This is a genomic window from Rhodomicrobium sp. Az07, assembly GCF_018619475.1.
In the GTDB taxonomy this organism is placed as follows: Bacteria; Pseudomonadota; Alphaproteobacteria; order Rhizobiales; family Rhodomicrobiaceae; genus Rhodomicrobium.
Window position 1 is genome coordinate 40,715 of record NZ_JAHFZG010000005.1, and the last position, 22,217, is coordinate 62,931.

Annotated in this window: 17 protein-coding genes; 8 read left to right on the forward strand and 9 right to left on the reverse strand. The window is 63.9% G+C overall.

From position 1 onward, the window contains the following. The first annotated feature begins 144 nt into the window (after positions 1–144). The 3 genes from KKP04_RS05195 (at position 145) to KKP04_RS05205 (ending at position 6,079) form a co-directional block, all read left to right on the forward strand. Positions 145–1,371: an efflux RND transporter periplasmic adaptor subunit gene (locus KKP04_RS05195; protein WP_215027668.1), complete on the forward strand. Its 1,227-nt coding sequence runs from the start codon at positions 145–147 to the stop codon at positions 1,369–1,371. Further along, a complete protein-coding gene (locus KKP04_RS05200; protein WP_215027670.1) occupies positions 1,368–4,517 on the forward strand; it encodes an efflux RND transporter permease subunit in 3,150 nt (1,049 codons plus the stop codon). Before KKP04_RS05195 ends, KKP04_RS05200 begins: the two co-directional genes overlap by 4 nt. 143 nt (positions 4,518–4,660) lie before the next feature. Further along, positions 4,661–6,079 carry a mannose-1-phosphate guanylyltransferase/mannose-6-phosphate isomerase gene (locus KKP04_RS05205; protein ID WP_215027672.1) on the forward strand — a complete coding sequence of 473 codons (1,419 nt, stop codon included), beginning with the start codon at positions 4,661–4,663 and terminating at the stop codon, positions 6,077–6,079. A 196-nt stretch (positions 6,080–6,275) separates the two neighbouring features. Here the strand turns inward: KKP04_RS05205 and truA are convergent, their stop codons facing one another. The 6 genes from truA to KKP04_RS05235 form a co-directional block, all read right to left on the reverse strand. Then, a complete protein-coding gene (gene truA / locus KKP04_RS05210; RefSeq protein ID WP_215027674.1) occupies positions 6,276–7,013 on the reverse strand; it encodes a tRNA pseudouridine(38-40) synthase TruA in 738 nt (245 codons plus the stop codon). A gap of 57 nt (positions 7,014–7,070) precedes the next feature. Then, on the reverse strand, positions 7,071–7,823 hold the full coding sequence (locus KKP04_RS05215) for a ribonuclease T2 (RefSeq protein ID WP_251133921.1): 753 nt from the start codon (positions 7,821–7,823) through the stop codon (positions 7,071–7,073). Between the two features lie 204 nt (positions 7,824–8,027). Beyond that, the gene (locus tag KKP04_RS05220; RefSeq protein WP_215027678.1) at positions 8,028–9,575 is read right to left on the reverse strand and encodes a helicase HerA-like domain-containing protein; all 1,548 of its coding nucleotides are present in this window, start codon (positions 9,573–9,575) and stop codon (positions 8,028–8,030) included. A gap of 268 nt (positions 9,576–9,843) precedes the next feature. Further along, the gene (locus tag KKP04_RS05225; RefSeq protein WP_215027680.1) at positions 9,844–10,068 is read right to left on the reverse strand and encodes a hypothetical protein; all 225 of its coding nucleotides are present in this window, start codon (positions 10,066–10,068) and stop codon (positions 9,844–9,846) included. Positions 10,069–10,254: 186 nt separating this feature from the next. Then, complete coding sequence (locus KKP04_RS05230) at positions 10,255–12,075, reverse strand: glycosyltransferase family 39 protein (protein ID WP_215027681.1); 1,821 nt, start codon at positions 12,073–12,075, stop codon at positions 10,255–10,257. A gap of 346 nt (positions 12,076–12,421) precedes the next feature. Beyond that, entirely contained in the window at positions 12,422–14,026 is a 1,605-nt protein-coding gene (locus tag KKP04_RS05235; RefSeq protein ID WP_215027684.1) for a phosphoenolpyruvate carboxykinase, read from the reverse strand. 365 nt (positions 14,027–14,391) lie between these two features. Here KKP04_RS05235 and KKP04_RS05240 point away from each other — a divergent pair, with 365 nt between their 5' ends. The 5 genes from KKP04_RS05240 (at position 14,392) to KKP04_RS05260 (ending at position 18,391) form a co-directional block, all read left to right on the forward strand. Then, positions 14,392–15,087, forward strand: coding sequence for a response regulator transcription factor (locus KKP04_RS05240; protein ID WP_215027686.1), 696 nt, complete (start codon positions 14,392–14,394; stop codon positions 15,085–15,087). 108 nt (positions 15,088–15,195) lie between these two features. Beyond that, on the forward strand, positions 15,196–17,058 hold the full coding sequence (locus tag KKP04_RS05245) for a sensor histidine kinase (protein ID WP_251133922.1): 1,863 nt from the start codon (positions 15,196–15,198) through the stop codon (positions 17,056–17,058). Positions 17,059–17,063: 5 nt separating this feature from the next. After that, positions 17,064–17,531: an HPr kinase/phosphorylase gene (locus KKP04_RS05250; protein ID WP_215027688.1), complete on the forward strand. Its 468-nt coding sequence runs from the start codon at positions 17,064–17,066 to the stop codon at positions 17,529–17,531. Between the two features lie 102 nt (positions 17,532–17,633). After that, positions 17,634–18,035 carry a PTS sugar transporter subunit IIA gene (locus KKP04_RS05255; protein ID WP_215027690.1) on the forward strand — a complete coding sequence of 134 codons (402 nt, stop codon included), beginning with the start codon at positions 17,634–17,636 and terminating at the stop codon, positions 18,033–18,035. A 23-nt stretch (positions 18,036–18,058) separates the two neighbouring features. Next, positions 18,059–18,391: an HPr family phosphocarrier protein gene (locus tag KKP04_RS05260; protein ID WP_251133923.1), complete on the forward strand. Its 333-nt coding sequence runs from the start codon at positions 18,059–18,061 to the stop codon at positions 18,389–18,391. 44 nt (positions 18,392–18,435) lie between these two features. Here the strand turns inward: KKP04_RS05260 and pdeM are convergent, their stop codons facing one another. The 3 genes from pdeM to KKP04_RS05275 form a co-directional block, all read right to left on the reverse strand. Continuing rightward, on the reverse strand, positions 18,436–19,185 hold the full coding sequence (gene pdeM, locus KKP04_RS05265; protein WP_215027692.1) for a ligase-associated DNA damage response endonuclease PdeM: 750 nt from the start codon (positions 19,183–19,185) through the stop codon (positions 18,436–18,438). A gap of 71 nt (positions 19,186–19,256) precedes the next feature. After that, positions 19,257–20,186, reverse strand: a complete 930-nt coding sequence (locus tag KKP04_RS05270; protein ID WP_215027693.1) for a 4-(cytidine 5'-diphospho)-2-C-methyl-D-erythritol kinase — start codon at positions 20,184–20,186, stop codon at positions 19,257–19,259. Between the two features lie 169 nt (positions 20,187–20,355). Then, on the reverse strand, positions 20,356–22,179 hold the full coding sequence (locus KKP04_RS05275; protein ID WP_215027695.1) for a tetratricopeptide repeat protein: 1,824 nt from the start codon (positions 22,177–22,179) through the stop codon (positions 20,356–20,358). Positions 22,180–22,217: the final 38 nt, after the last annotated feature.

Genomic DNA, 22,217 nt, shown 5'->3' on the forward strand with positions numbered 1-22,217 from the left:
AAGCTTGAAAAGCTTTAGCTTTCTGGTTAATTGGCACGGGCGTGCTCTGCGCAAGTTTGCTGGCAGCGGATAAATTGAGGGCGACGGCCGCGAGCGGCTCGCTCTCCCATCATTTCGAGCCGTGCAACGATCATTGGAAAAAAGATGTCTTCCGCCATGGCGCTCGACTTTTTCGGACGCAGTCCTCTCGTGAGGATGCTGCTCATTGCTTTTCTCGCGCTGGCGGCGGTGGGCGACGCTTCGGCGGATGACACCCCTCCGAAGGCCAAGCCGCCGGTCGTAACCGTGGCCGAGGCGCGGACACGATCTTTTGTGGATAACCTTCTGGTGACGGGCTCGCTCGTCGCTCGCGACGAGGTGCTGGTCGGCCCGGAGATCGATGGACTGCGTCTCACGGAGCTTCTCGCCGAGGAAGGCGACACTGTCGCCGGAGGTCAGGTTCTCGCCCGCTTGTCCCGCGACATCCTCGAAGCCCAGATCGCGCAGAACGCCGCTTCGCTCGCGAAAACGCAAGCCGTCATCGAACAGGTCAAAAATCAGATCGTGGAAAGCGAGGCCACGCTGAAGCAGGCCGAAGACTCGTTCAACCGTGTGAAGCCGCTGCGCGAGTCGGGCACTGTCAGTCAGGCGACCTTCGACGAACGCGATGCGGCCTTCCGCACGGCGCGGGCGCGCCTCGCGGCGCAGCGCGAAGGGCTGAAACTTGCCGACGCCGAGCAGGCTCTGATTCTGGCGCAGCGCCGCGAACTCGACGTGAAGCTCGCGCGAACGGACATCCGCTCCCCCGCCTCGGGCATCGTGAGTCGCCGCACCGCGCGGGTCGGCGCCGTGTCCTCGTCGGCAGGCGACCCGCTGTTTCGTGTCATCAGGGACGGCGAGGTTGAACTCGACGCGGAAGTACCGGAATTCCATATGGCGAAGCTGAGGGCAGGGCAGCGGGCGCGCATCGAAATCGAGGGCCTCGGCGCGCGTGAGGGGCGACTGCGCCTCGTCTCGCAGGAGGTGAGTCCGACGACCCGCCTCGGCCGCGTGCGCATCTCGCTGGGCAACACGCCGGACTTGCGCATCGGCACCTTTGCTCAGGCGCTCATCGGCGCGGGCAAACGCGACGCCGTGGGCGTACCGGCGACGGCGGTGCTCTACAAGAACGACAGCGCAACGTTGCTCGTCGTCGTCGACGGCAAGGTGCGGGAGCGCGCCGTGAAGCCCGGCATTCTTTTTGGCGACAATATCGAAATCCGCGAAGGGCTTGCCGAGGGCGAGGTGGTCGTCATGCGCGCCGCATCGTTGTTGCGCGACGGCGACGAGATCGCGCCCCACTTCGCCGAAACGCAAACGGCCACCATGCCGCTGCCGGGAACCACGAAATGAGCACGAACGTCTCCGCGTGGGCGATCCGAAAGCCCATCCCCTCGCTCGTGCTGTTCCTGGTGCTGATGACTCTCGGGTTGATTTCGTTCTTCAGCCTCGGCGTTACGCGCTTTCCGAACATCGACATTCCCATCGTCACCGTCACAATCACGCAATCCGGTGCTGCGCCGGTCGAGCTTGAAACGCAGGTCACGAAGCGCGTCGAGGACACCGTCGCGAGCGTGACGGGCGTCAAGCATGTGATGTCGACGATCACCGACGGCTCGTCGGTTACCACCATCGAGTTCCGCCTCGGCACCGACACCGACCGCGCCGTCAACGACGTCAAGGACGCCGTGTCCAAGGTGCGCCAGGAACTGCCGCGCACCATCAACGAACCGATCACCCAGCGCCTCGACATCGAGGGCCTGCCCATCGTCACCTATGCCGCGTCGGCGCCGTCGATGACGCTCGAAGAGCTGTCGTGGTTCATCGACGATACAGCCGCGCGGAAATTGCAGGGCGTGCGGGGCGTCGCGCAGGTGTCTCGCGTGGGCGGCGTCAAGCGCGAAATCCGCGTTTCGCTCGACCCGGCACGGCTCATCGCGCTCGGCATTTCGGCGGGCGAGGTGAATGCGCAGCTTCACGCGACGAACACCGATCTCGCGGGCGGGCGCGGCTGGCTCGGCGGCGCGGAGCAATCCATCCGCGCGCTTGCGAGCGCCACCACGGTCGAGCGTCTCGCCGCCACCTCGGTCACACTGCCGGGTGGCCGCAAGGTGCGCCTCGATCAACTCGGCACGGTGAGCGACGCCACCGAGGAGCGCCGCACCTTCGCATCGCTGAACGGGCGCGACGTCGTTGCCTTCACCATCGTGCGCGCGAAGGGCGAAAGCGACATCGTGGTCGCGGAGCGCGTGGCCGATGCGCTCGCCGCGCTCGCCGCCGCGCACCCGCAAGTGACGTTCGAAAAGATCGACTCCACCGTCGATTTCACGATCGGCAATTACGAATCCGCGATGCATACGCTGCTCGAAGGCGCGGCGCTCGCGGTGCTCGTCGTCTTCCTCTTCCTGCGCGACATGCGCGCCACCATCATCGCCGCCATCGCGCTGCCGCTGTCGGTATTCCCCACGTTCTGGGCGATGGAGATGCTGGGCTTCTCGCTCAACATGGTGTCTCTGCTCGCGATCACACTCGTCACCGGCATCCTCGTCGACGACGCCATCGTCGAGATCGAGAACATCGTGCGGCACATCCGCATGGGAAAATCGCCCTATCGCGCGGCGCTTGAAGCCGCCGACGAAATCGGCCTCGCGGTGATCGCGATCACGCTGACCATCGTCGCCGTGTTCGCGCCGGTGAGCTTCATGGGCGGCGTCGCGGGCCAGTATTTCCGCGAGTTCGGACTGACGGTCGCCGCAGCCGTTCTGTTCTCGCTCTTTGTCGCGCGCCTCCTGACGCCAATGATCGCGGCCTATTTCCTTCGCCCGAAGCCGCACGAAGAGCCGCGCGACGGTTTCATCATGCGAGCCTACACGCGGCTGATCGGTTGGACGGTTCGCCACTACTACCGCACGCTGATGCTGGGCTTCGTGGTCTTCGCCGCCTCGATCGCGAGCGTGTCGCTCTTGCCGTCCGGCTTCCTTCCGGCGGAGGACTCGAACCGATCGCTTTTTGCGCTCGAACTGCCGCCCGGCTCGCGCCTCGGCGATACGCAAATCGTAGCGAGCAAGGCCGAAGCGATCATCAGGCGCAGACCTGAAGTGGTGTCTGTGTTCATCGACGGCGGTCGCATTCTTGGCCCGACCGGCGGTTCCGCCGAGGTGCGCAAGGCAACGCTCACTGTCCAATACACGCCCCGCGCCGAGCGCGCCGTCACTCAGCGCGAGCTTGAGCAGATCATTAGCGCGGAGTTGAAGGAAATCCCGGACGTCCGCTCCTGGGTGATGGCCGAAAACGGGCAGCGCAGCTTCACCATCGAAGTGACCGGCACCGACAATGAGAAGGTGAGCGAGACGGCGGCGAAGCTCACGAGCGAAATGCGCTCCGTCCCGTGGCTCGCGAATGCGGTGAACGGCGCAGCGCTCGACCGCCCGGAAATCCTCATCGTTCCCCGACCCGTGATTGCCGCTGAACTTGGCGTCTCGACGGAGGCCCTGTCCGAGGTCGTGCGCATCGCCACGCTCGGCGACGTGGACCAGAACCTCGCCAAGTTCAACGCGCCGGACCGGCAAGTTCCCATCCGCGTGCAACTCGACGAGCAGGCGCGCACGAACCTTCAGCTTTTGCAAAACCTCAAGGTGAAGACCGCGCGCGGCGATACCGTGCCGCTTATCACCGTCGCCGAGGTGAAGCTCGGCAAGGGGCCGTCGTCCATCGAGCGGTATGACCGCCTGCGCCGCGTCGCCATCGGCGCGGACCTCGTCGGCACAGACGCGCTCGGAGAGGCACTCGCCGCCGTGTACCAGCTTCCCGCCGCGAAGGCCCTGCCACCCGGCGTGGTCTTGCGCGAATCCGGCGACGTCGAGGTGATGACGGAGACGTTTGCGAGCTTCGGCTACGCCATGGGCGCGGGCGTCATGATGGTGTTCAGCGTGCTCGTGATCCTCTTCGGCAGCTTCCTTCAGCCGGTCGCGATCCTGCTTTCGCTTCCTCTCTGCATCGGCGGCGCGATCTTCGCGCTGCTCTTGACGGATCGGCCGATCAGTCTGCCCGTCTTCATCGGTTTTCTCATGCTGATGGGCATCGTGACGAAGAACGCGATCATGCTCGTGGATTTCGCGATTGTGGAATTGCGGCGCGGCGTGCCTCGCGGTGTCGCGATCGTCGACGCCGGGCGAAAACGCGCGCGGCCCATCGTCATGACGACCATCGCGATGGCTGGCGGCATGTTTCCGAGCGCGCTGGCGTTTGGCGCGGGCGGCGAATTCCGCTCGCCGATGGCGATTGCCGTAATCGGCGGTCTTCTCGTCTCGACACTGCTGTCGCTCCTTTTCGTGCCCGCATTCTTCATGGTGATGGACGACGCCAGCCGGCTGTTCCTGAGGCTGTTCGGATGGCTCGCGGGCCCGAGCGACGAAGCCGACGACGAGGAACCGCATCGACAGGCCGCGACCGCTCCCGGCAGACAAGCCGCTCGTCCCGACCGAATAAAGCAGATTTGACGCGACGGGCGTGGGGATTATCCTGCTTGAAGGCACATTGCCTTCCTTTTTCCCAAGTAATTGTCTTCACGCCATATTTCGGACACGACCTTCGCCTCGAAATCGCAAAAAGCAGATGACACACGTTTTGCACGAGGCTTAGGATGATCATTCCAGTCATTCTCGCGGGCGGCTCGGGTTCGAGGCTTTGGCCGCTTTCGCGCTCGAAGCATCCGAAGCAATTCCACGCCCTTGTCAGCGCCGAGCCGCTGCTGGTCGACGCCGCGCGACGGGTCCCCGGCTCCGGCGCGTTCATGCCGCCTTTCGTCATCACCAACGAAGAGAACCGCTTCGGCGTGGTGGCCGCGTTCCGGAACGCGAAGCTGGCGTGTCAGGGTATCGTGCTCGAACCGGAGGGCCGCTCCACCGCGCCAGCGGCCGCCGTCGCCGCACATCTCGCGCTCGAAAAGGCCGGCCCCGACGCGCTCATTCTCATCATGCCGTCAGACCATCACATCGAGAACCCGCGCGCATTCCTCGATGCCGTGGAGGCTGGCCGCACTGCGGCGCGAAACGGCCTTCTCGTCACCTTCGGCATCAAGCCGACGAAGCCTGAGACGGGCTACGGCTATGTGAAGACTGCCGCCGCCGCGGACGGATCGGGCGCAGTGCTCAAGGTCGACCGCTTCGTCGAGAAGCCCGACCGCGCGACCGCCGAGCGGTTCTGCGCGGAAGACCTCTATTTCTGGAACTCGGGCATCTTTCTGTTCGGCGCGCGAGCCTATCTCGACGAACTGGCGCGCTTCGAACCCGCCATGGCGGAGGCAAGCCTCGACGCCGTGCAGAACGCGACGGCCGACCCGATGAATTTCATCCGCCTCGCCGACAGTTTTCGCGAATGCCCCGCCGATTCCATCGACTACGCCGTGATGGAAAAGACCGATAAGGCGGCGCTCGTGCCGCTTGACGCCGGGTGGAGCGACGTCGGCACGTGGGACGCGCTTTACGATGCGGCGGAGAAGGACGAGCGCGAAAACGCGACGCGCGGCGACGTGCTTCTGCGTGACGCGAGCCGCTGCTATGTGCGCGCCGAAAGCGGCCTCGTCGCCGTCTCGGGCGTCGAAGATATCGTCGTCATATCCACGAAGGATGCAACCCTTGTCGCGAAGCGCACAGAAAGCGGCTCCGTGAAAGAGGTGGTGCAGCAGTTGGCCGCCACACGCCGGAACGAGGCGGAGCAGCACACCACGGTGCACCGGCCATGGGGCAGCTACGAGACGCTGCATCTTTCGGACCGATATCAGGTGAAGCAGATTGTCGTCGAGCCGGGCGCGGCGCTTTCGCTCCAGCGGCATCACCACCGCGCCGAACACTGGATCGTGGTCAAGGGAACGGCGCGCGTCACCATCGACGACGAAACCAGGCTTCTATCGGAAAACCAGTCGATCTATGTGCCGCTCGGCTCGACGCATCGGCTGGAAAATCCAGGGCTTATTCCGCTCACGCTGATCGAGGTTCAGTCCGGCCCCTACCTGGGCGAAGATGACATCGTGCGGCTGGAAGACGTTTACGCGCGCGTTTGAGCCGGTTACAGCCTCCTGCCGCAAATCAAACGCGGCACGACGCTGTGGGTTTCGGTTGTCGATGAGCTTTTCTGCTTCAAATCGAGTCCGATTAAACGCAGGCTGATCTAATACCGCGCGCTGTCCTTCGTCACGTTGAGCAAGCGGTCATGAGGACCAATCGCATTGTCGCCGGCAACGGGTTGGCCCGATTTCATCAATAATCCACGCTCATGAAATACAGACCGCAGGCGGGCGCCACTGGCCCGCATGCCGTACGGTCGCGCGCCTCAAGCGCCTCGCGCATTCCTTCCGGCCGCCATCTTCCTTCGCCAACAAGCTTCAGGCTGCCCGCCATTGAGCGCACCTGATTGTGGAGAAAGGATCGCGCGCTCGTGGCTATGAACACGCTTTCACCCTCGCGCCAGACGTTGAGCGTGTCGAGCGTGCGCAAAGGCGAGTTCGCCTGACATTGCGCGGCGCGGAAAGTCGTGAAGTCGTGATGGCCGAGAAGATGGCGCGCGCCCTCCTGCATGGCATCTGCATCGAGCGACGCGCGAACCTGCCAGGCGCGGTCACGGTCGAGCGCAAGGGGCGAGCGGCGCGTGACTATCCGATAAAGATAATGCCGCGCCTTGGCTGAAAAGCGCGCATCGAAAGTTTCATCCACCGTATCGCAGGCGAGAATGACCACGGGAGCGGGCCGGAGATGAAAATTCAACGCATCGCGAACCGTCGCCGGCGGCCAGGCGCGCTCAAGGTCGAAATGCGCGACCTGCCCGCGCGCATGGACGCCGGCATCCGTCCGCCCCGCCCCGCGCGGCACGACGCGCACGCCGGTGAACGCCTTGAGGGCGCGCGCGAGTTCGCCTTGCAGCGAAGGGCCGTTCGCCTGCATCTGCCAGCCTGAAAACGGCGTTCCGTCATATTCGATCGTGATCTTGTAGCGCGGCATGGTCTCGGCTTACGCCGGTTTGACGAGAAGAGAAAGCGGCCGGAGAACATTCCCGCTCTAAAGCCGGTCGCCACGCTGCGTCGGGCCGCCCTGCGGACCGAATCCACCCCCGCGAATCGGCGGCATGGTAACGGTGTCATAGTTGCAGAGCCTGCGGCTCCGGTCGCCTTCGGAACAAAGGCGTGGCTGCAAATCCTTCGTCATGCAGATGCGAACCTCCTGCAACCTGTTCCGCGAACAGACGATCTGAACCATGTCCGGCGTCAAATTGCGGTTTACGTCCAGAAAAGCGCGCCGCACCTCGTCCGGGCCTACCCGCAGCGGCTTTGTGAGATCCTGGAATTCGTCCGGAATGCGGATGCTGTTGTAAGCCTTGCGCGCGGCGGCGAAATAACCGCGCGGGTCCATCCCCGAGCATGTGCCGTGTTTCTTGTATTCGTGGATGACGAGCTGACGGCTCGGCATGATGTCGAGCATGCGGTCGATCAACTCGTTCGGGACCCACGGGCGGTAATCCGTCCGGCACGATTCCGGCCAGCCTCGCCGCTCATATTGGGGCCACAAGCCGTGGAGTATGAAGGCATAGGGCCGCGTGCCGTTGCATTGTTGCTCGGCACCGCTATCGCGGCGATTGCGGCGGTCGTCGGAGAAGCGATACCCATCATCGCCGTTGCGTGCGCGGCCGCGATCGTTGGCCCCATCCTCGCGGCTCGCGCAATAAGTCGGCGACCAGTTGAGGGTCAGGACGTAATAATCGAAGTCACCCGGCCGCGCGCTGCGGTCGCCCTGCGCGTGGGCGCCATCGATCATTGCGAGCCACGCAAAGCCGAACGCAAGACAGGCCCGCTGCAAATGTCTGATCCCCGTAACCATCACCACGCCACCCGAAAAAAGGTATCACAGAACGAAGCATGAACGTAGCCGCTTCTGCGGCAAAGTCAAGCCGCCGAAGCACGCATTCGGGAAAACTGGTGATTGCCGTCACGATCCCAAATGAGAAATCGGTAAGGTGGGCTATTTCGGCCTCAGCACGCGTTCGAGGATGCGCCCCGCCGCCGAGCCGAGCGACCGCAACAGCGACTTGCCGAACGCCTCGCCGTAGGTCTGGCGATTGTATCCGCCGCCTCGCCCGCGCCCCTTCGTTTGCGGTTCGGGTTCGGGATCGTCCTCGCGCGGCACCGGTTCGTCCGGGGAACCGGGTTTCTTGGGGATGCGAAACTCGCCCGCCCATTCGTAATCGTCGCCGTTGCGCGACTTGCCCGTGCGCGCGCCATCGCCGCTTCGCGCCCTGCCACCGTTCGAGGGCGCGGCGCTCTTCTCTTCCTCGTCGTATTTCCCTGCAACGGGGCTTTCCGCGACGATCGCCTTGCGCTCCTCCGGCGTGAGAGGGCCAAGCCGCGACGACGGCGGACGGATGAGCGTCCGCTGGACGATGGACGGCTCTCCCTTGGCTTCGAGGAAGGAGACGAGCGCCTCGCCCGTGCCGAGTTCGAGGATCGCCTTCTCGGCGTTGAAGGCCGGGTTCGCGCGGAAGGTCTCGGCGGCGGCGCGAACCGCCCTTTGCTCGCGCGGACTGAAGGCGCGAAGCCCGTGCTGCACGCGGTTGCCGAGCTGGCTCGATACGCGGTCCGGCACGTCGAGCGGGTTCTGCGTGATGTAGTAGACGCCGACGCCCTTCGACCGAATGAGTCGCGTGACCTGCTCGATGCGCTCCATAAGCGCCTTGGGTGCTTCGCTGAAGAGAAGATGCGCCTCGTCGAAGAAGAAGACGAGCTTCGGCTTTTTGATGTCGCCGACTTCGGGGAGCTTGTCGAAAAGCTCCGTCATCAGCCACAGCAGGAACGTGGAATACAGCCGGGGGGTCGACATCAGCTTGTCGGCGGCGAGGATACTGATGACGCCGCGCCCGTCCGGCGCTTTTCGCATGAAATCGTCGATGTCGAGTTCAGGCTTGCCGAAAAACAGCTCGGCCTTCTGTTCGTCGAGCACGAGAAGGCGGCGCTGGATCGCACCGACGGATGTCTTCGACACGTTGCCGTATTGCTGCGAAAGCTCCTGCGCGCGCTCCGACACGAGCGCGACGACGGAGCGCAAATCGCTGAGATCGTTGAGCGGCAGATTTTCGTCCGACGCGAGCCGGAACGCGATGGTCAGCACGCCTTCCTGCGTCTCGTTCAGTTCCATCAGCCGCGACAGGAGCATCGGCCCGAGCGAGCCGATGGAGGCGCGGATCGGCGTCCCTTGCTCGCCGAACAAGTCCCAGAAGATCGTGGGGAATGCCTCGAAGGTGTAGTCGTCGAGGCCGATTTCCTTCGCGCGCTTTTCGAGGAACGGCTTCGGTTCGCCCGCCGCCGCAATGCCTGAGAGGTCGCCCTTGATGTCGGCCGCGAAAACCGGGACGCCCGCGCGCGAAAAGCCTTCGGCCAGGATTTGCAGCGTCACGGTCTTGCCGGTGCCGGTCGCGCCGGTGATGAGGCCGTGGCGGTTGGCGAATTTGAAATTGAGATATTCGGGCTTAACGCTTTTGCCGACGAATATGCCGGTGTCCGTGTCTTCGCTCATGCCGTCTCCCGTGCGAGGCTGCCGAATCGATGCCTGAAAGTTAAGCATCTGCGGCGCTTTTCGCTACGAGAAAGGCGCGAAGACCAGGCAGGCACCGGCGCTGGCGGGCCTTGGGCATTGGGGGGTTCGGAGAAAGCGAACCAGCACCGGCTCCTGCTTGGAGGGGAAAGGTGCCCCTGCCGGGGGGCGCGGTTGCGTTCGAACAATGGCGGTTTCGTGAAAATTGTAGCGAAGTTTGACAGCGCCCGCCATGTGAGACGAGCCGCGATCAATCCCAATCGTCGTCGCGCGGACCCCAGTAGCGATGGTACGAGCCGGGGCGATAATGGCTGCGCGCGCGGCTATGCCACGGGTCGTCGCCCGCGAAAGAGCCCCAGCGGAAGTGGCTGCGCCAGCGATACGGATATTCGCCACGCGAGCCCCAGCGATGATGGCTGGGCCATGTGCTGTGTTCGCACTCGACATAGTAATAGTAACTGCAACCGACCTGCACGAGCGGTTGCGGCGCCGTTCGAGCGGGAGCAGGTTGAAGCGGGAGGGAAGCAGCGGGGGTGGGACCAAAGGCTGCGGCAGAAAAACAAAGGCATGCGGCTGCAATAAGCGGTTTCATGGAACCTACCTGGAAAAGAACTTCGTAAATCTTAACCAAATATGAAGGTAACAAAAAGCGGTCGAAAGATCAAAATTTCGTATCGAATAGCCGCCGCCAGCGCACGGCCTGTTTGTCGCGGCATTCTGTTTCGGGAACCGGCACGCAGCCGGAAAGCGCCGCCGTCTCGGGCCGCGCGAAGATGTTGAGGCGTGTCGGGCCGCGCCCATTGATGTTGATACCGTCCACGCAGCCGAGGAAGCGCGGTGCCGCACCGGCCTTCTCTTCGAACGCCTTTTCGAACATGTCGCGCCTTTTGCCGTTGACGAAGGCCAGCCGCGTGGCGCCCAACGCAAGCGCCTCGGCGGAACCGGGAACGCCACCAAGGACCGTGCTCGTGCCGTTCATGAAGACGAGGCTCGGTTCGCTTATGCCTGCGAATGCAATCGGCGCATCGCCGCATCCGCGCAACTGTTCGGCTGCTGCTGCCGCGTTCCTTGTGATCCAGATCGGTTCGAGGCCCGGTAGCGCGACGCGAAAGGCTGTGGTGTAAAATAACGCGGCGGAGACGACCGCGCCGGCCAACGCCGCGCGCGAATAGCTGCCCCACGCCGACGCCGCCGTGAAAGCCGATACCGCCGCAAGCGCGACGAGAAGGGCGGCGAGCAGCGGAAGACCCGGCGCCTCGGCAATCCATGACAGCCCGAGAAGCAGCACGATCTGCGCTGTGGCGAGTGTCGCCCACAGAACGGCGCTCAGTCGCGCGCGCGATACCTTCTGCGCCGCCTCGCGGAGGGCGAACGCGGCGGCCATGGCGATGGCCGGATAAAGCGGCAGCGCGTAATGCGGCAGCTTCGTCGGGATCGCCTCAATGATGAGCCACCACGGCACGATCCAGGCCAAAAGGAACAGCACGCGCCGCGAAACGCGCCTGCGCCGCCAAAGCCACGCAATCGCGCCGCCGGTCACGAACAGCACGGCGGGCCAGAACGTCCACCAGAAGGCGAGGAAGTAGAAGCCGGGCGGGCCCCAATGCTTTTCCTGACCGCTTGCGAGCTTGGCCGCGAAGTCCTGCCCGAGCGACGACTTGAAGAACGCGCCGCCGGACGACACGCCGATGGCGACGAACCACGGAAGCGTCAGCAAGAGAAGGAGCGGAACGCCCCATTTCCAGTGCAGGTTTCCGACCCACGCGCGGCGGCGGTCGAAAACAAGCACGACGGCGGCGGTGATGACCGAGAGGGCCGGCGCGACCGGTCCCTTGATAAGGATGCCGACGCCAAGCCCGATCCAGAACAGCGCAGCGAGCCCGCGTGTGCGGGCGGGGTTGCGCGCCATGTAGAGCCGAAACAGCGCGCCTTGCGCGAGCATGATGGCGGCTATGAGCGCCGCATCGGACTTTGCGATGCGCGCCTCGAACGACATCGTGAGGCAGGTTGCGAACAGCGCCGCGGCCACGAGCGCCGTTTCTCGCCCGAAGATGCCGCGCGCCGCCCAGAATGTCAGCAGCACAGCGCCGAGCGCGCCCAGAAACGACGGAATGCGGTAGGCCCATATGTCGGTGAGCGTCGCGCCTGCGCTTTCAGCCGCCGTCACCGCCGCCGATTGCAGCCAGTAGATGCCGACGGGCTTCTTGTAGCGCGTCTCCTGCTGGAAGTGGATGTCGACGAAGTCGCCCGTCTCCAGCATCTGCTTCGTGGCCTGCGCGAAACGGGCCTCGTCGCGGTCGGTGACGGGAAGGGACGCGATCCCCGGCAGGAAGAGTACGGCGCAAAGGAGCGCGAGGGCAAGCGCGGCCGCATAGGGACGGAAGGCGAGGGCACGCAGTCCGCGCGCGACAGCCGCATCGACGGCGGCTAGCCGCGACGTCTCGCCAGGAGCACGGGGAACGCTGAACGGGATCGCTTCCATGCGTTTTGCGAAGATCGCGCCGCGAAGGTCGGTCGCGTGCGATCATGGTCCTTTTTTGTATGCGGCACCCTCAATCGATAAGGCTCTCTCGCTCATCGATGCGACGCGCTTCCTTCGATCAGCGGTGATCACCCGCTCGAAAGACGCTTAGGCGGGAACTCGGCCGAAAGCAACGGTGCGCTTTGTAACGAAAGCTGGCGAGCGGTCGGCGGCGGTGCGTCGTGGCGGACACCTGCGGCGATGGGCACCGATGCGGCGCGATGAAGGATTCGCGGCAGCGCCTCTTCACAAACGAAAAGCGCCCCGCGAGAGCCGGAAGGCCACTCGCGGGGCGCCAACTTCCCTCTTACTCGGCCGCCTTGCGCGCGTGCGTGATCATGGCCACGTCGGCCTCGACGAGAGGCTGGAACTTCCTGAAGTTCTCGGAGAACATGGCAACGAGCTTTTTCGCGGTGGCATCGTACTCGGCCTTGTCCGCCCAGGTCTCGCGCGGATTGAGGATGCGCGAATCGACACCCTGCGCTTCGGTCGGGACGAGAAGGCCGAACACCGGGTCCTGCACGAACTCGATGTTGTCGAAGCCGCCCGAAAGCGCGAGGTTCACGAGCGCGCGCGTCGCGGGCAGCGACATGCGTTTGCCGACGCCGTATTTACCGCCGGTCCAGCCCGTGTTCACAAGCCAGCAGTTCACCTTGTGCTCGGCGATGAGTTTGCGCAGCATGTCGCCGTACACGGTGGGATGGCGGGACATGAACGGCGCGCCGAAGCACGTGGAGAACGTCGCGGTCGGCTCCGTCACGCCCTTTTCGGTGCCCGCCACCTTTGCGGTGTAGCCCGAGAGGAAGTGATAGACGGCCTGGCCGGGCGTCAGCTTCGAGATGGGCGGCAGCACGCCGAACGCGTCCGCCGTCAGCATCAGGATGTTCTTCGGCTGGGCCGCGATGCCTTCAAGGCTCGCGCCGGGAACATAGGAGATGGGATAGGCGCCGCGCGTGTTCTCGGTCAGCGCGTCGCTTGCGTAGTTCGGCTCGCGAGAGTGCTTGTCGAGCACGACGTTTTCGAGCACTGCCGCCCACTGCGAAACGGCGTGATAGATGCCGGGCTCGTTTTCCTTGGAAAGCTTGATAACCTTCGCGTAGCAGCCGCCCTCGAAATTGTAGAGGCCGTCCTTCGACCAGCCGTGCTCGTCGTCGCCGATGAGGGTGCGAAGCGGATCGGTGGAAAGCGTCGTCTTGCCGGTGCCCGACAGACCGAAGAACACCGCCGCGTCGCCCGCCTTGCCCTCGCTGACGGAGCAGTGCATCGGCAGCACGTTTTCCGGCGGCAGCACGTAATTGAGGTACGAGAACACCGACTTCTTGATCTCGCCGGCGTAGGAGCTTCCGCCGATCAGAATCAGGCCGCGCGTAAAGTCGCACGCGATGACGGTTTCGCTGCGGACGCCGTAGCGCGCCGGGTCGGCCTTGAAGCTCGGCAGGTCGATGATCGTCAGTTTCGGCGCGAAGCTGCGAAGCTGTTCCGGGGTCGGCTTGATCAGCAGATGATCGATGAACAGCGCGTGCCAGGCAAGTTCGGCGAAAACGCGGACAGAAACGCGGTGTGCCTCGGAGGCGCCGCCGAACAGGTCCTGCACGAAAAGGTTCTTCTCGGCCGCGTGTGCCAGAAAATCCTTGTGGAGAAGATCGAACTGTTCGGTGGATATCGCCTTTGAGTTGTCCCACCAGACGGTGCCTTCCGTCTCGGCGTTGCGGACGACGAACTTGTCTGCGGCGGATCGGCCCGTATGCAGCCCCGTGACGGTTGCAAAGGCACCCGTCGACGTTACCTGACCCTCACCGCGGCGAATCGCCTGTTCGTAAAGCGCCGCGACAGACCCGTTATGCAGCACTGCCCGTTGGAGATCTGGCGCCGCCAGTTGATTGGAAGAGGTAGAGAAATTTGAGGAAGGCACGTTCATCTCCAGGGCCGGGGTTGAATTGAAGCGAGCGTCACGCGATCAGCGGGTTCAGGATCAACACCTGAAAGCCGGAACGGTGCACGCCCGCCGCTTCTGAAGCTGTACTTTGCTCAATTTGCCCGCTTCGCAAGCGGTCAAACTAACGCGGGGCGGTTCTTCCGAAAAAGCTTGACTGCGACTCCTTGCCATAGTCCTAAGCGGCAATGACGTTAACGAAGGGTTAAATGGAAATTTGACTGCTGTTCCGCAATTCCGCCATCATGGACCGGTGGGTTGGTTGCGCTTTATGTTTTTTTCTGCATAGAGGTATTTCGGCAACAGAACTTTACCGGCTAACAGAAAGCAACCTTGGATCGCTGATGCCTACAATCGCCCTCGTCGATGACGACCGTAACATCCTGACCTCGCTGCGGATGCTTCTGGAGGCGGAAGGATACAAGATCCTTGCCTATACGGATGGCGTCTCCGCATTCGACGGAATCACGAACGATCCGCCGGATCTCGCGATTCTCGATATCAAGATGCCGCGCATGGACGGAATGGAGTTGTTGCGCCGCCTGCGTCAGAAAACCGAAATGCCCGTGATCTTCCTCACCTCAAAGGATGAGGAGATCGATGAGCTGTTCGGTCTCAAGATGGGCGCGGACGATTTCATCCGCAAGCCGTTCTCGCAGCGCCTCGTGGTCGAGCGCGTCCGTGCGATCCTGCGCCGCAGCGCGCCGCGCGAAGCTCAGGCGCAGGCGGACGACTCGTCGAAGATCATCGAGCGCGGCAAGCTGAAGCTCGATCCCGAACGCCATACCTGTATCTGGGACGGCAAGCAGGTCACGCTCACGGTGACCGAGTTCCTGATCCTCCAGGCGCTCGCGACGCGCCCCGGCGTGGTGAAGAGCCGCGACGCGCTGATGGATGCCGCCTACGACGATCAGGTTTATGTCGACGACCGCACCATCGACAGCCACATCAAGCGCCTCCGGAAGAAGTTCAAGGTGGCCGACAACAATTTCGATGTCATCGAAACGCTGTACGGTGTGGGTTATCGCTTCAAGGAATAGCAGGCGGCGTTGCAGCCGCTCGAAAAAGGTGAGAGCCTACTCAGGCGACAGGACGCGGCTCGGGAAGCGCACTCCCGCCGCGTCAAGTCATCCGGACCCGGGTTGAACATGGTGCTCGATATGTCCCGGTGGTGGGAAGCCGCGAGCGTGAGGCGGCCGGGCCGCGCGCTTCGTCTGCGTGTGCTGCGCGCCGGGCGGCATTTCCTCAGCCGCTATCGCTTCAACAGCATCACCCGCCGCATCATTGTCATCAATATCATCGGCGTGGCCGTTCTGGTGAGCGGTATTCTGTACCTGAACCAGTACCGTGTTAAGTTTATCGGCACGCGCGTCGAGAACCTCACGACGCAGGCGCAGATCATCGCCACGGCCATTGCGCAGACGAGCAAGTTCGGGGGCGACGCAGCGGACGTCCCGCGCCCGGACGACAGGCTCGCCGTGCCGTCCTCGGGGCTTTCCGATCCCGAACTTTCTTTCCGCGTCGATCCGGAAGTCGTCTCGCCGATGCTTCGCGATCTCGTGGGCCCCACCAAAACGCGGGCGCGCGTTTTCGACCCTTACGGCACGCTCATTTCAGACAGCCTGAGCCTTTACACGCGCGCTCCCACGGGCCGCGCGCCCGACGGCGGAGCGGCTCAGGGCGAAACCGACCTTTTCGGCGAGGTCTGGACGTGGCTTCGCGAGCAGTTCTGGACGTCCGATCTTCCGATTTACAAGGAGTTCGGAGCCGACGGGAAATCCTATGAGGAGGTTCGGGTCGCGCTCGCGGGCAGTCTTGCGCCGCTCATTCGCGTGACCGAGGCCGGCGATATCGTAATCTCGATCGCCGTTCCGATTCAGCGCGATTCCGCCACGCTCGGCGCGCTTCTCCTGACGGCGCAGGGCGGCGACATCGACGACATGATCGCCCGCGACCGGCTTCAGATCGTGGAGGTGGCTGCGCTCGTCGCAGTCGTCACGGCGATCCTGTCGCTCCTTCTCGCCAGCACCATCGCGGAGCCGATGCGCCGCCTCGCGGTCGCGGCCGAGCGCGTTCGCCGCAACATCAAGAACCGCGAACAGATTCCCGACTTCAGCGACCGGCCGGACGAAATAGGCCACTTGTCCCGCGCCTTCCGCGACATGACGAACGCGCTTTACTCGCGGCTCGATGCGATCGAGAGCTTCGCCGCCGACGTCTCGCACGAGTTGAAAAATCCCCTGACTTCGCTCAGAAACGCGGCAAGCCTGCTGCCGAAGGTGAAGAACGACGACGACCGCGACAAGCTCGTCGAGATCATCAAGCACGACGTGCGCCGCCTCGACCGCCTCATTACCGACATTTCCGACGCATCGCGGCTCGACGCGGAACTCGCGCGCGAAATGGCGAAGCCCGTCGATCTGGCCAAGCTTCTGCAAATGCTGTGCGAAATTCAACGCGAGGTCCGGCGTGAAAGCGGCATCGGCATCATGCTCAACGTCGAGGGATGCGCCACGGAAGAAGACTTCGCCGAGACCCAGCGGTTTATCGTCAACGGCAATGACAGCCGGTTGAGTCAGGTTATCGCGAATCTTCTCGACAATGCGATTTCCTTCTCGCCGAAGAAAGGCTCGATCTATGTCAGCGCGCGGCGGCTGCCGAAAAAGGACGAGATCGAGATCAGCGTCGAGGACGAGGGCCCCGGCGTCCGCGACGAAAACCTCGACAAGATCTTCGAGCGCTTCTACACGGACCGTCCCGAGTCTTTCGGGCAGAACTCCGGCCTCGGGCTGAACATCTCGCAGCAGATCGTGAAAGCGCATGGCGGGCGCATATGGGCGGAAAACCGGACGTCGCCAAAACCGCTCAACCCGAACAGACCGGCATGGGGCGGCGCGGCGGCGCGGACGCCCGTCCCGACGCGGGAGGAGGCATTCGCCTGCGGGGTCAGGGAACGCTATAGCTGGGGCGCGCGCTTTGTGATCCGCCTGCCCGCCTGTCGGCTCGGGTGACGCGCATGGATGGCCTCGTCGTTCACGGAACATGCGTTGCGCTGGGCGAAGCGGCGGCGCTGTTGCGCGGCCCCTCGGGCGCGGGCAAATCGGACCTCGCGCTTCGTTTCCTGTTCCTGCCCAAGTATGCGCTCGGCGCAGAGCCTCGGCTCGTCGCGGACGATGGCGCGCGCCTTCGCCGTACAGACGCGGGCATCCGCGCGACCTGCCCCGAAACCATCAAAGGGAAGATGGAGGTGCGCTCGCTCGGAATCGCCGATCTCCCGCCGTCCTTGATCGCGGCGGAGGCTCGGCTGACGCTTCTTGTCGACCTTGTGAGCCGCTGCGATCTGCCGCGCTTTCCCGATGCGGTCGAATGGGAGGATATGCTGGGCGTTCCGATACGCCGGATTGCGCTCGACCCGTTCGAATCATCCGCGCCGATGAAGCTCGCGCTTGCCCTGCAAGGACGCTTCGAGAGTGCTAGTGGATAATGCATTTGTCCCAGTTTGGAATGGATATAGAGCTTGAACGTTCAATCGATGCGCTTCAGAATATAGCGACTGGTAGAGACCGCGCGAGCCTCCGGAAAATCGATGATTGGCCTTGTCATTGTAACGCACGGCAATCTGGCAAGGGAATTTGTCGCCGCGCTTGAACACGTGGTCGGACCGCAGCAGCAGATCGCGACCATTTCCATTGCGCCAAACGACGACATGGAAGAACGCCGGAATGCGATTCTCGCCGCCGCCAGGCAGGTCGCGGGCGGTGATGGCGTCATCATCCTCACCGACATGTTCGGCGGTACGCCGTCCAACCTCGCGATCTCGGTGATGGAAGCCGGTTCTGTGGAGGTTATCGCGGGCGTGAACCTTCCGATGCTCGTCAAGCTTGCGCGCATCCGCGAAGAAGTAGCGCTTGCGGAGGCGCTCAAACAGGCGCAGGAAGCCGGTCGAAAGTATATTCACGTCGCGAGCCTTGTGCTCAACGCGCAATAAGCAGCTGGAAATCGGCCTTTCGCATGACACTGCCCAAGACCTCGGCACGGCAAGAACCGCGAACGCTCGGCGCGGACGGCATCTATCAGTGCCTCGCCGAAGTGACCATCGTGAACAAGCGCGGCCTCCACGCGCGCGCGTCTGCCGCCTTCGTAAAGGCCGCTGAGAAGTTCGACGCCGAGGTGACGGTGACGAAGGACGATCAGAGAGTGTGCGGCAGCTCGATCATGGGCCTGATGATGTTGGGGGCAGGGCCGGGTACGATCCTTTCCATCGAGACGGAGGGGTCGGAGGCCGAAGAAGCGCTCGAAGCTCTCACAGCCCTGATCGAGGCGGGCTTCCACGAGACCGACTGATCTGCTGCGAGTTGCCGGTTCCGCCAGACCGCCCGTGCCCGCCTTCAGGCCACGCGCCAGACCTTCCCGCCGTGCAGCATGAACAGGCGCGGCTCGCTTCTGTGCAGCGCGCGCAAGACAGGCGTGGAGCATGACAATCCGCCTGTATAGGTGCCGAAGGCGGGCAGGATCATCAGATCGTCGGAGATGCAGAAGCACGGGCCGGAAAAGCCCGCGCCACCCGCCTTGAGGCGCGCCTTCGGATGGTAATGACCGACAATCTCAGGCATGACCCTCTCCGTGCCGGGCTTTTGGCAGTTGCCCGGCTGATGGCGCAGGACGACGCCGTCGAGGCAGAGTTCATGCAGTCGAGCGCCTTCGCAAAAATCCGGCGCGTCCGGATCGTGGTTGCCGCCGATCCAGACCCATTCCTCAGCCAGCGCGCAAAGCGAGGCCAGCGCCGCGCGATCCGCAGCCGCCATGCGCGTGCCCGCCGCGCCATCGTGGAAGCTGTCGCCAAGGCACACAACGCAACGTGGGCGCCATGCCTCGACCGCCAGCCGGAGACGGGCCAGCGTATCGTGGCTGTCGAGCGCGGGCACGAGGCGGCCACGCGCGGCGGCGCCCGAGCCTTTTTCGAAATGCAGGTCGGAAACGATCAGCGTGGCATGGTCGGGCAGATAGGCCGCGCCGGAGCCATCGAGGATGACGCCAAGCCCCGCGAAGCGGATCGAAAGCGACGAGCGTCCTGCCCCGATCCCGTCGGCGGCCTCGCCCTCGGGGCGCACGGCGACGCCGTTTCCTCGCCTGTTCATCGGTCGGCTTCGCAATGCGGCAGCTCCCCTTGCATGGCGACTGCGCGTTGCGCCCGCGCGAACGCCACGGACTACCCCAGCATCGTCGGCGCGACCCACCAACCCGGTTGAGCGCCGGCCAGCGCCTTCGCCGCCGCCTTGGCCTTCTCCGCCGAGACGAACACGCCGAAGCAGGTCGGCCCGCTGCCGGACAGGCGCGAGAGCACGCAGCCATCGAGGGCGCGCACGGTGTCGAGCACCCGCGCGACCTCCGGCTCAAGCGCGACCGCCGGGCCTTCGAGGTCGTTGCGGCCATAGGCGAGACACTCGGCGGCGGTTTCGGGCGAAGTCCAGTCCGTCGAAACCGAGAACGGCGCGTTTTCCGCCCCCGGCTCCAGCGGCTTGGCCGCGAGCGTGCGGAACACATCGGCTGTGGAAAGCTTGATGCGCGGGTTGACGAGGATCGCGGGAAGCGGCGCGAGGCGCGGCACCGGCGTGATGCGCTCGCCCAGGCCGCACATCCACGCAGCGCGGCCGTAAAGACACACGGGCACGTCCGCGCCAATCTGCTTGCTCGCTTCGATGAACTCATGGGCTTTGCGATTTTCGCCATAGATCGCCACGAGCGCGCGGATGGTCGCGGCTGCATCCGACGACCCGCCGCCGAGGCCTGCCGCGACGGGTATATTCTTGCGCAGCCGGAAATGGCCGTGAATGTCCATTTCGAACCATTCGGCGACGGCGCGCTTGGCCTTCATGATGAGGTTGTCGCCTTCGAGAAGCGGGGCGAAGGCGCCGTCGATTTCGAGGCGGTCGTCGATATCGGGGCTGAATTCCAGCTCATCAGCCACGTCGTTCGCGAATACCACGAGACTTTCAAGCTCGTGGTAGCCGTCCGGGCGCTTGCCCTTGACGTGAAGCGTGAGGTTGACCTTGGCGCGGGCGCGCTCGCGGATCGTCACGGGCCAGGTGTCCTCATGGGCGGTGGCCTGGATGATGTCGGCTTCGGAAGAGTGAGTCATGGCAACCTTGGCTTACTCTGCGGGTGTCGATGTGCCTGAGCGGCTGTGCTCGGCGACATGGCATTTCCATGCGATCCTCGCCGAAGCGCTGACGGTCCATGTCTAGGCGGCCTCGCCGCGATTGTCGACTCCGGCGAGCGCGACGCATCGTGCCGCGTTCAGCCACGGCTCACGGATTTGCCGTGGCCAGAGGCTGCGACTCGGACACCGCTGCCGGAACGGCCTCCGGCTGCGTCCGCAACTCGGCATGAGGGCTTGCTTCGTCGGGAAGCCCGGATTCGATCTTCTTCTTGATCTTGGGAACGTCTTCCGGCTCCGGATTGAGGCTCAAGGCCTGCGTCCACTGGAACTTCGCTTCGAGCTTGCGCCCGAGCCGCCAGTAGACGTCGCCGAGATGATCGTTCAGCGTCGGGTCTTCGGGCCGAAGCTCCACCGCCTTGTCGAGATGCTTCACGGCCTGCTCGTAGTCCTTCTGGATGAAGTAGCCCCAGCCAAGACTGTCGATGATATAGCCGTCGTTCGGCTTCAGGCGCACGGCCTTCTTGATAAGCTCGAATGCCTCGGGAATGTTGATGTTCTGGTCCAGCCATGAATAGCCGAGATAATTGAGCACCGAGCCTTGCTCGGGATCGAGATCGAGCGCCTGCTTGAAATCGGCCTCGGCCTTCGCCCATTGCTTGGTGCGCTCATAGGCGATCCCGCGTTGATAGAACAGCGTCCAGTGCCGCTTTTCCGGCTCGCCGATCATCTCGATCACACGCGTATAATAGGGAATCGCGGCATCGTAGCGCTTGGCGGCGCTGCTGATGGAGGCGAGCGTCTGAAGGACGGACTCCTCCTTCGGGTGTTTTTCAGAAAGCGCCGTGAGCAGCACCGTGGCTTCGTCAGTCTTCTGCAACGCATTGAGGTAGAGCGCCTTGCGCACCTGCGCATTCATCCGAAAGGGCGATGTCTCGCGGATCGCATCGAGCACCGACACTGCCTTGCGATACTGTTCGAGATTGCCGTAGATTTCGGCGAGTTCCAGCTTGGCGATGTCCGACGCGGGGTTCAGGTACAACGCGAGGCGGAGATAGATCTGCGCGGCATCGACGCCATTGTTCGAGGCCAGCACCTGCCCGATGCCGAGGAACGTTTCGGCAAGCCCTTCGCTCACGGTCGAAACCATAAGCTTCGGCTTCTTGCCCGCCTTCAGATCCGCCGCCAGCGCCGAGCCGAGCGGCGTCTCCTCGGCTCCGCTTTCCTTCAGCACGGCGAGGGCCTGCTGCCTGTCGCCCCATACGGCGAGGTGACGCGCGTAACCCTCGGCGATGCGCATGTTTACGGGCTTCTTCTCGTAGACGGCCTTGTAGGCAGCGGCGGCCGCGGCCCTTTTCTTCGCGACATCGGCGATGAAGGCACGCTGTACGGTTTCGAAATGGGTGGCCCATGCCGCCTTGCTCGGCTCGGACAGCGTCGCGATGGCCCGGTCGGCCTGTCCCCGAGCAACCGCGACCCATGCGCGGGCGAGCTTCATCGTCGGCTCTTCGGGCGATGCGCCTTTCGCCGCGAGACGGAAATACTCGTCGGCTTTTGCGTAATTCTTGCGCTTGAACGCATTGAGGCCAAGGAAATCGTAGGCAATGGGGGCCTCGCCCGGACGCTTGATCAGCCGAAGCGCGAGGGCCTTCGCCGATTCGAACTGGCCCGAAGCCAGGTCGAGCTGAAACGCGTCGTCGAGAATATCGGAATTCGACGGGTCTTTTTGCAGCGCGCGGCGGTAATAGAGCGCCGCATTGTCGCTATCGCGGGCCGACCGCGCCACATGCCCAGCGAGATAGCTCCCGAGGAGCGAATTGCCGCCGTAGCTCTCCGAACGGGCCGGGGGCTTGGTCTCGCTCGCGGCCGCGCGCGCATCCGCCTGTCCCAATACAACCGCCACGCAAGCCGCGAGCAGCGCATGGGAGGCATTGCGTGGCGATAATATGCGGCGAACAATATCCGATGTCAGCATGTCAGATGCCTGCAATGTGGTGTCCTGCTGTCTGGGCG